General features: G+C 65.5%; 8 protein-coding genes. 3 read left to right on the top strand and 5 right to left on the bottom strand.

Annotation, left to right across the window (positions count from 1 at the left end; all coding sequences use genetic code 11):
• Nucleotides 1-538 (bottom strand): magnesium chelatase domain-containing protein (locus BIS11_RS05725; RefSeq protein ID WP_301286415.1); only part of this gene is annotated, 538 nt, incomplete at its 3' end.
• Between the two features lie 157 nt (nt 539-695).
• On the opposite strand from BIS11_RS05725, the gene BIS11_RS05720 reads away from it, so the two are divergent.
• Nucleotides 696-2,744 (top strand): TonB-dependent siderophore receptor, encoded by a 2,049-nt coding sequence (locus BIS11_RS05720; protein ID WP_253419449.1) that lies wholly within the window; start codon nt 696-698, stop codon nt 2,742-2,744.
• On the opposite strand, the gene BIS11_RS05715 is transcribed toward BIS11_RS05720, so the two are convergent.
• From BIS11_RS05715 to BIS11_RS05700, 4 genes are all read right to left on the bottom strand, one after another.
• On the bottom strand, nt 2,728-3,612 hold the full coding sequence (locus BIS11_RS05715; RefSeq protein ID WP_253419447.1) for an ABC transporter substrate-binding protein: 885 nt from the start codon (nt 3,610-3,612) through the stop codon (nt 2,728-2,730). The two genes, BIS11_RS05720 and BIS11_RS05715, sit on opposite strands and share 17 nt — an antisense overlap.
• A 111-nt stretch (nt 3,613-3,723) precedes the next feature.
• On the bottom strand, nt 3,724-5,826 hold the full coding sequence (locus BIS11_RS05710) for a TonB-dependent siderophore receptor (protein WP_253585807.1): 2,103 nt from the start codon (nt 5,824-5,826) through the stop codon (nt 3,724-3,726).
• 155 nt (nt 5,827-5,981) lie between these two features.
• Nucleotides 5,982-6,884: an AraC family transcriptional regulator gene (locus BIS11_RS05705; RefSeq protein WP_253419443.1), complete on the bottom strand. Its 903-nt coding sequence runs from the start codon at nt 6,882-6,884 to the stop codon at nt 5,982-5,984.
• A gap of 100 nt (nt 6,885-6,984) precedes the next feature.
• A complete protein-coding gene (locus BIS11_RS05700) occupies nt 6,985-7,371 on the bottom strand; it encodes an accessory factor UbiK family protein (protein WP_253419441.1) in 387 nt (128 codons plus the stop codon).
• 328 nt (nt 7,372-7,699) lie between these two features.
• Between BIS11_RS05700 and BIS11_RS05695 the strand changes: the two genes are divergently transcribed.
• Both BIS11_RS05695 and BIS11_RS05690 read left to right on the top strand, forming a co-directional pair.
• Entirely contained in the window at nt 7,700-8,038 is a 339-nt protein-coding gene (locus tag BIS11_RS05695) for a P-II family nitrogen regulator (protein WP_227389981.1), read from the top strand.
• A gap of 117 nt (nt 8,039-8,155) precedes the next feature.
• Nucleotides 8,156-9,001, top strand: an 846-nt coding sequence (locus tag BIS11_RS05690) for an ammonium transporter (RefSeq protein ID WP_253585806.1), incomplete at its 3' end; no start/stop codon positions are given.

The following is a 9,001-nucleotide window of genomic DNA, read 5'->3' as shown; positions in this document are numbered from 1 at the left end:
GCACGTGGGGGGCGATGCGCTCCTGGTCGAGCAGATGCGCCACCACCTCCCAGAGCGTGGCGGCGGGCAGCACCGTGAGGCCGTTGCCGGCAAGTGCTGCCTCGTCGGCGCAGGCGTTGGGGACGATCAACCGGCGCCCGGCGGCCTTGGTGGCCAGGGCGAAGGGCAACATGCCGGGCACCGGGCGCAGCTTGCCATCCAACGCCAGTTCGCCCGCGCACTCGATGCTCTCCAGCGCTTCCACCGGCAACTGGCCGGAGGCGGCGAGAATGCCCAGCGCGATCGGCAGGTCGAACCGTCCGCCCTCCTTGGGAAGGTCGGCAGGCGCCAGGTTGAGGGTGATGCGCCGGGTATTGGGAAAGTCGAAACCGGCGTTGACCAGCGCACTGCGCACGCGCTCGCGGCTCTCCTTCACGGCGGCCTCCGGCAGGCCCACCAGCGTCAGCCCCGGCAGGCCGTTGGCCAGGTGCACCTCGACCTGCACGGCGGGGGCATCGAGCCCCACCCCGGCGCGCGTGTTCACGATGGCAAGCGTCATTGCGTTCCCCCGAGCAGTGAAAGACTAATTTTGTTTTGTCTTTCAACGTAGCGCATTTACCGCGCGCTTGATAGCCGGGCGAGGGCGTATTACGCTTGGCATTAATGACAATTATTCTCATTTTTTTGCCTGCCTGCTTCCAATAGAGACTGCTTCCATGCTCCACCGTGATTTTTTCCCCCGGCGCCCGCTCGTCTGCGCCATTGCCCTTTCGATGCCTGCCGCCGGAGGAGCGCTGACGGCGCATGCCCAGGAGGTCGCCATCGAAAGCGACCCGGTCGTGGTGGTGGGCACGGCGCTCAAGGTCGCGACCCCGCTGGTCGAGACGCCACGCCCGGTCTCGATGGTGGAGCGTGAAGAGCTCGAGCTGCGCAACGTCCAGCAGCTCGACGAGACCTTTCGCTACCGCTCCGGCGTGCTTTCCGGCCACTACGGCAGCGACAACGACACCGACTGGCTGAAGGTGCGCGGCTTCGACCACTCCACCTATCAGGATGGTCTGCGCATCTATCGCGAAGGTTTCTACCAATGGCTGCCGGAGCCTTTCGGGCTCGACCGGGTGGAAGTGTTCAAGGGGCCGTCGTCGATCCTCTACGGCGAGGCGCCGCCCGGAGGCTTGATCAACGCGATCAGCAAGCGCCCCACCGATACCGCCCAGGGCGAGGTGAACCTGCAGGTGGGCAACCGCCAGCATCGCCAGATCGGCATCGACTCCAGCGGCCCGGTCACCGAAACCGGCGACGTGCGCTACCGCCTGGTGGGACTCTACAAGGAGCGCGACGGCGACCTGGATCACACCGACAACGAGCGCTACTACTTCGCGCCGAGCCTGGCGGTGGATGTCAGCGACGCTACCAGCGTGACCTTTCTCGCCAGTATCCAGAAAGACGACGGCGTGCCGGTCAACGGCTTCAAGCTGCCTTACGGCACCGTGGAGAACACGCCCTTCGGTCGGGTGGGACGCTCGGTGAACTACAGCGAGCCGGGTTACGATCGCAACCAGCGCACCCAGTGGGGCCTTGGCTACGAGCTGCGCCACACCTTCGACGACACCTGGTCCTTCGAGCAGGACCTGCGCTACAGCGAGATGGAGCTCGAGCTTCGAAGCTCCTACGTGCTGTCCCCGCTCGACGAGCGCCGCGCCACCCGCGGGCTGACCTACCGCGACGGTACCGTGGACAGCTGGACCGTGGACAACCGCATGGTGGGCAACTGGTACACCGAGCGCACCGAGAACACCCTGCTGGTGGGCCTGGACTACCAGAACCTGGGCATTCGCGGCGACGAGGCGGACGACTACGCCTTCGGCGCGCCGATCGACCTGTTCGCGCCGCAGTACGGCAACTACACCCCGGTGGCCCCGGAGGACATCATCCGCCGCGACATCGACAAGGAGCAGACCGGGGTCTACCTGCAGAACCAGCTGCGCATCGACGATCGCTGGGTGCTGCTCGGCGGGGTGCGCTACGACCGCGCCGAGACCGAGAACACCAACCGCACCGCCGGTACCCGCGAGCGCTCCGACGACAGCGAACTCTCCTGGTCCGGTGGAGCGATGTACCTGGGCGAGAACGGCCTCAACCCCTACATCAGCTACACCGAATCCTTCGAGCCGGTGGGCCAGGTGGATGGCGCCGGGGCGCTCTACGACCCGCGCAAGGGCGAGCAGTGGGAAGTCGGCGTCAAGTACGCGCCCTTCGAGTGGGACGGCTACGTCACCGCCTCGGTCTTCGATCTGTCCGAGAACAATACCCTGGTCACCTCTCCCGCCGGGTTCCAGGTGCAGGAGGGCGAGCGCACCTCCCAGGGCTTCGAGTTCGAAGGCGTGGGCTATGTGACCGACGCCCTGCGCGCGACCGTCGCCTACACCTATACCGACGCGCGGCTCGAGGACGATGAGCGGGCGAGCCTGATCCCCCGCCACCAGGCATCGTCCTGGCTCGACTACACCGCCACCGGCGGCGCCTTCGACGGCGTGACCGTGGGCGGCGGGGTGCGCTACGTGGGCTCGAGCGTGGATGGCGACACGAAGGTGGGCGACTACACCCTGGTGGATGCGATGATCGGCTACGAGTTCGCCGACGGCTGGCAGGCCCAGGTCAACGTCAACAACCTGACCGACAAGGAGTACGTGGCCAGCTGCGACTACTGGTGCTACTTCGGCGAGTCGCGCAGCGTGATCGGCAGCCTCAGCTACCGCTGGTAGCCGTTTCGCCGCCGCGTGGGGCCACCAGCGCGGCGGCAAGCTCCCGGGCGAAGCGCTGGGCCGAGGGCAGGGCGCCGAAGCTCCACACCGGCGCCAGGCGAATCACGCGGTTCTCCGCGATGGCGGGCAGGTGCTGCCATAACCCGCTTCGGGCAAGCTCGTCTTCCACGCCGGCGGGAAGGGGGTCGACGATCAGCAGTGTCGCCTCGTCGAAGCGCGCCAGCGCCTCGATCCCCGTCAAGGTGAAGCCCCACTCGTTGGTGGGCGCCGTCCAGGCATTCTCGATTCCCAGCCGATCCAGCACGGCGCTGTACAGGCTGTTTTGCCCGAACACCCGCACGTGGCGAGCGTCCATGAACTGAATCATGACCAGCGCCGGGGGCTTGGCGGGCATGTCCTGGCGCAATCCGGCGAGCAGCGCGTCGGTAGCGTCGATCAGCGCCTCGGCCTCGGTGGGGCGATGAGTGATATCGCCAAGCTCGCGGGTGAAGTCGAGCACCTCGTTCCAGGTCTGGGCGCCGGGCGAGTAGAGCGCAAGCGACGTCACCGGCGCGATGCGCGAAAGCTTTGGTTCGAGTGCTGCCGCCATGGGGGAGATCAGAAACCCCTCGGGAGCGGCGCGAGCCATCAGTTCGAAGTTGGGCGACTGGCGAAGCCCCAGGTCCGTCACCGTCTCGGGAATGCGCGGCTCGCCCACCCAGTCGTGGTAGGCGGGAACCTGCGCCACCCCTTCGATCGGCGCGTCGATGGCCAGAAGCGTCTCGGCGATGGTCCAGTCCAGCGTCGCCCATTGAGCCTGGGCGGCGCTGAACGGCACGAGGCTGGCGGCCAGCAGCAGGCCACGGGCGAGAAGGGCGGTCAGGCGCATGAGAAGGCGTCACTCGAAAAGTCAGCCGGTATTTAAACGATAATCCTTATTGTTTGCAAACGTGGCAGCGCCCATCGCCCGAGCGCGACGGCTCGGGCGATGGGCGTGGGGTCAGAAGCGGTAATGGATGCTGGCGGTCACGCTGCGCTCGGCGCCGAAGTAGCAGTAGTCGAGCGAGTTGCAGGTGGCGACGTATTCCTTGTCCAGCACGTTGTTGACGTTGAGGCGGGGTTCGATGCCGTCAAGGCCCTGCCGGCTCCAGTCGTAGCCCACCGTGGCGTCGACCAGGGTGTAGCCGGGCACCTTCTCCGTATTGGCGCGGTCGGCGGCGATGTCGGCGTAGTGGCGTACGCCCAGACCTGCGTCCATGCCGTTCAGCAGGCCATCGGTGGGTGCGTAATGGCCCCAGGCCTGAAGCTGGTGACGCGGTGCGTAGATGGCGTTGTTGCCCTGGTTGCCGTCGTCGCTCTTGGCGTAGGTGATGTCGGTGAAGCTGTAGCCCGCCTGCAGCGACAGTGTGTCGGTGAGTCGGGTCTGGGCTTCGAGCTCCAGGCCCCGGGACTCGATCTCGCCGACGGCCCGGTAGGGGTCGGTCGGCTGCTCCTTGGTCGCCACGTTCTGCTGGCTGATGTGGAAGACGGCGGCGCTGAACTGGCTTTGGCTGCCCTCCGGTTGAACCTTTATGCCCGCTTCCCACTGCTCGCCTTCCATGGGGGCGAGCAAATCGCCACGCTCGTCGACGAAGCTGGTCGGGGTAAAGGCGGTGGAGTAGCTCACATAGGGCGCCACGCCGTTGTCGAACAGATACACCGCCCCGGCGCGCCCGCTGAACTGGGTATCGCTGAGCGAGCTGGTATCGTTGGTATCGCGGTCGACGTTGTCGATGTTCACCCAGTCGTAGCGACCGCCGAGGGTGAAGCGCCACTTCTCCACGCTGATCTGATCCTGCAGGTAGACGCCGGTCTGCTCGATCCTGTGGTGCTCGCGCGTCGGGTCGTAGAACACCGCGTCATCCAGCCCGACACCGTAGACCGGCTCGAAAGCATCGAGGGACGGGAAGGCGCCGGAGGGCCAGGAGACCTCGTTCTCGCGCTGCTGATAATCCACGCCGAACAGAAGCGTATGCGCTGCCGCGCCGGTATCGAGCGCCGCTTCCAGCTGGTTGTCCACCGTCCAGGCCTTGAGCGACTCGTCGCTGCCCGAGTAGTAGCGGGTCAGCTCATTGGCATCCGGCGTGCTCCAGCCGAAGCCGTAGACCTGGTTGAGCACCACGTCGGCATTCAGGTAGCGCACCAGCTGGCGGGCGGTGACGTCGTCGTTGAAGCGGTGCTCCAGGGTGTAGCCCAACATCCGCTGGGTACGCTCGTAGGTATCGAAAGCCTCTTCGCCATCGAAGAAGGTATTGCGGATTTTGCGTCCGTTGTGGGGCACCACCGAGCCTTCGAACGGCACGCCGGAGTGGTAGCCGCCTTCGGGCTCGTCCTGTAGATACGCTTCGAGCGTGAGGCTGGTGGCATCGGTCATGTCCCAGGTCAGGCGCGGGGCGATGGCGTAGCGCTCCTCCCTGGCGGTGTCGAACTGAGTGTCGGAGGCGTGAGCGATACCGGTCAGGCGAAACGCCACGCGCTGCGTGTCGCCGAGCGGCCCGGTCAAATCGAACGCGGCGCTGCGCTGGTGATTGTTGCCTACTCGAAAGCGCAGCTCGCCGCTTTGCTCGAATTCGGGGCGCTTGCTGTTGAGCGCCACCACCCCGCCCGGTGAGGCGCGCCCGTAAAGCACCGAGGCCGGGCCGCGCACCACTTCGATACTGTCCAGAAACCAGGGGTCGATCCTCATGGTGCTGTGAGAGTTGGCGTCGCCCATCAGTTTCAGGCCGTCGAGAAACGTGTTGCTCAGGCTGCCATCGGAAAAGCCGCGCAACACCAGATAGTCGAAGCGGTTGGAGGCCCCGACCTGGTTGGTGTAAACGCCGGGGGTGTAGTCGGCGGCGCGCTGAACGGTATCGACCCCGCGGCGCTGCATCTGCTCGCCGGTGATGGTCGAGACGCTCTGGGGTGTTTCCAGAAAGGGGGTGGCGACCTTGGTGGCCGCCTGCTGGGCGGTCACCGTGACGGTCGCAAGCTTGCTCGAGACGGTTTGAGCCTGGGCGTCAAACGACGCCAGAAGAACGGCAAGGGCGACGGGCGCGAGCGTGAGGGAGCGGGTGGGCAGCATGATGGGTCCTGATGGCAAGGCGAAGCGCTGTTTTAGATAATGAGAATTATTACCTTTTGCGGCTCGAAAAAGGTATGCCCAGCGCCAGATTTGCTATGCGCGATGCCACAAGACGGGGTGCGAGGAACCCTTGGCGACGGACGTGCCGATAGCGCTCAGGGCAAGAGACTTGAGGTGTGGGGAGTGACCCCGAAGGCCCGCTTGAAGGCGGTAGCGAAGTTGGTCGCGTGCTTGAAACCGCAGGCGTGGGCGACTTGCTGCACGCTTTGCCCCTGGGCGAGAAGGCGGCGGGCCTGCTCCAGCCGGCAGCGGCGAATATGCTCGAAAAGCGTGTAGCCGTAGAGCCGGCGGAACTTCTGGCGCAGGCTGCTCGTACTCATGGCGGCGTCACTGGCAAGGGTCGCCAGACGATACTCTGCGCCGGGGTGGTGGCGAATGCGTTCGTGCAGCGCGGTCAACCGCGCCCGCTCGGGCGGTGAAAGCCCCGGCGCGGGAGCGGTTGCTTGGCCATCGGGAAGAGCGATGCCGAGCAGTTGCAGAGCGAGCCCCTGCCAGGTCAGGCGCTGGCGCCAGCTACCGGCGGGCAGGTGGGCCATATCGCACAGCGTGCGATGCAGGGCGGTGGGCAGGGCCCAGGTATGCAGGATGTCCTGGCTCGATGGCGCGGGTAGCCCCAGCGGCGCAGTATCCAGCACCGCGAGGTTCACGGTTTGCAGCTGGCGCTGGCGGGGCTGATGAACGACCAGTGGCCGGTCGGCCGCCAGTGAGGCGCAGAACCCTTCCCCGGGGTCCAGGCGACGGGTCTGCTCGCCCAGCGTCAGCGAAACGCTGCCTGACAGCACCACGCTGACGAACCACGGCACGCTCTGACAGGACGACGAGGTATAGCCGCGCTCGACGTCGAGGTTCGAGAGCGTCAGGTGCAGCGAGTCGAGCAGGCGTACGTCGTGAACCTGCCCGCTCGCCACCCACGCCCCTGCCGGGGTGTCGTCGAGGCAGTAGCGAATGCCGAACCGTTGCCCCCATTGATTCAGGGTCTGGTGGCTAATGGCGTTCAAGAGCGCTGCCCCGCATTGGTGCGCCCCTGCGGGGCGTCATCGAACCTTGGTGCATCGGCTCCGGTGTTGGTCTGCTGGGCAAGCCCGGCACCTTCCGGGCTCACTCGCCGAGGTCGGGATTTATTCCGGTGGCGTCTTTGGCGGCCTTGGTGGCGCGCGGCTTGGGCGCTTTCTTGGCCGGCTCGGCGGGAGCGGGCGTTGCCTGCGCTTCGGCTTCCATCGCCGGTGCCTGGGTCGCCTGGGCGGCATCGATGGAGGCTTCCAGGTTGGCCACCTGGCGCTCCAGCGCCTCGACCCGCGAGCGGGTGCGCTGAAGCACGTCCATCAAAATGTCGAAGTCTTCCCGGGACACCAGCTCCAGCCGGTCGAAGGCGCCGCGCATGACCTGCTGCACGCCTTTCTGGATATCCTCCGGGGCGTGGGAGGCATTCTGCAAGCGGTCGCCGATCTGCTGAGCGAGTCGGCTGATGCGGTCTTGGGTCGCCATGGCTATCTCCTGGTACGAACGCATAGAAGTGAACTGCTTGTTCACAAGGATACGCAACGCGGACGAAATACGCATGTTTCCTCGTCCCGAGGGCACGAATTTTTGCTGCATCAAAATGATGCGGGGCGTTTTTCTTTCCGCACCCGGCTGGTGCAAGCCCTCGGGGCCGGTTTCGAAGCTTCGCTCGTCGAGGCTCCCGGGAAAGCCCGTTTCGCGGTCAAGTGACTGATTCCAATGGTCATGAGGGTGAGTGGCACGGTATGCGCATTAGCGAGGCAGTGCATTCGTTCAGGCGGCGCGCCGCTACCCATCCAGCAGGAGAACCGGGATGAAACTCATCACCGCTATCATCAAGCCCTTCAAGCTCGACGATGTCCGTGAAGCACTCGCCGACAACGGCGTGCAGGGCATCACGGTCACCGAGGTCAAGGGCTTCGGGCGTCAGAAGGGGCATACCGAACTCTACCGCGGCGCCGAATACGTCGTCGACTTTCTGCCCAAGGTGAAGGTGGAAGTGGCGGTGGACGACTCGCGCCTCGACGGCGTGCTCGACGCCATCTGCAGCGCGGCCAACAGCGGCAAGATCGGTGACGGCAAGGTGTTCGTCACGCCGCTCGAGGACGTCATCCGCATTCGTACCGGAGAGCGCGGCGCCGACGCCGTATAACCACAACCAACGCCTCCGACGTTTCCACCCTTCATCTTGCCTACGGCTGGTACTGCTCAATACGGCGTTTCAAGACAACGTTTCAATACAACGTTATTCGTACACGGGGAATGACTCATGAATGAAGTAACCGATCTGAGCTATGCGCTCGATACGTTTTACTTTCTGATCTGCGGCGCACTGGTCATGTGGATGGCCGCCGGCTTCTCGATGCTCGAAGCCGGCATGGTGCGTGGCAAGAACACCGCCGAGATCCTGACCAAGAACATCGCGCTGTTCGCCATCGCCTGCACCATGTACCTGCTGGTGGGCTACGCCATCATGTACTCGAGCGGCGAGGGCGGCTTTTTGCCGAGCCTGAGCTTTCTGATCGGCGGTGAGAACAGCGTCGAGGCAGCGCTCGCCGGCGGCGAAGACGCGCCTTACTACGCCATGCGCGCCGACTTTTTCTTCCAGGTGGTGTTCGTGGCGACCGCCATGTCGATCGTCTCCGGCGCCGTGGCCGAGCGCATGAAGCTCTGGGCGTTCCTGGCCTTCGCCGTGGTGATGACCGGCTTCATCTATCCGATCTCCGGCTACTGGACCTGGGGCGGTGGCTGGCTCGACGCCGTGGGCTACTCCGACTACGCCGGCTCCGGCATCGTGCACATGGCCGGTGCGGCCGCCGCTCTCGCCGGCGTCTTGATCCTCGGCCCGCGCAAAGGCAAGTACGGCAAGGACGGCGCGATCCACGCGATCCCCGGTGCCAACATGCCGCTGGCGACCCTGGGTACCTTCATCCTGTGGATGGGCTGGTTCGGCTTCAACGGCGGCTCCGAGCTCAAGCTCTCCGACGTGGCCTCGGCCAACAACGTCGCCCAGGTGTTCGTCAACACCAACGCCGCCGCCGCTGCCGGGGTCATCGCCGCGCTGGTGCTGGCCAAGCTGTGGTTCCGCAAGGCGGACCTGACCATGGCCCTCAAC

The sequence above is a fragment of the Halomonas sp. 707D4 genome (assembly GCF_024158685.1).
Lineage (GTDB): Bacteria > Pseudomonadota > Gammaproteobacteria > Pseudomonadales > Halomonadaceae > Vreelandella.
Note: the sequence above shows the minus strand (reverse complement) of the source record. Positions and strands in the feature narration are given on the sequence as shown.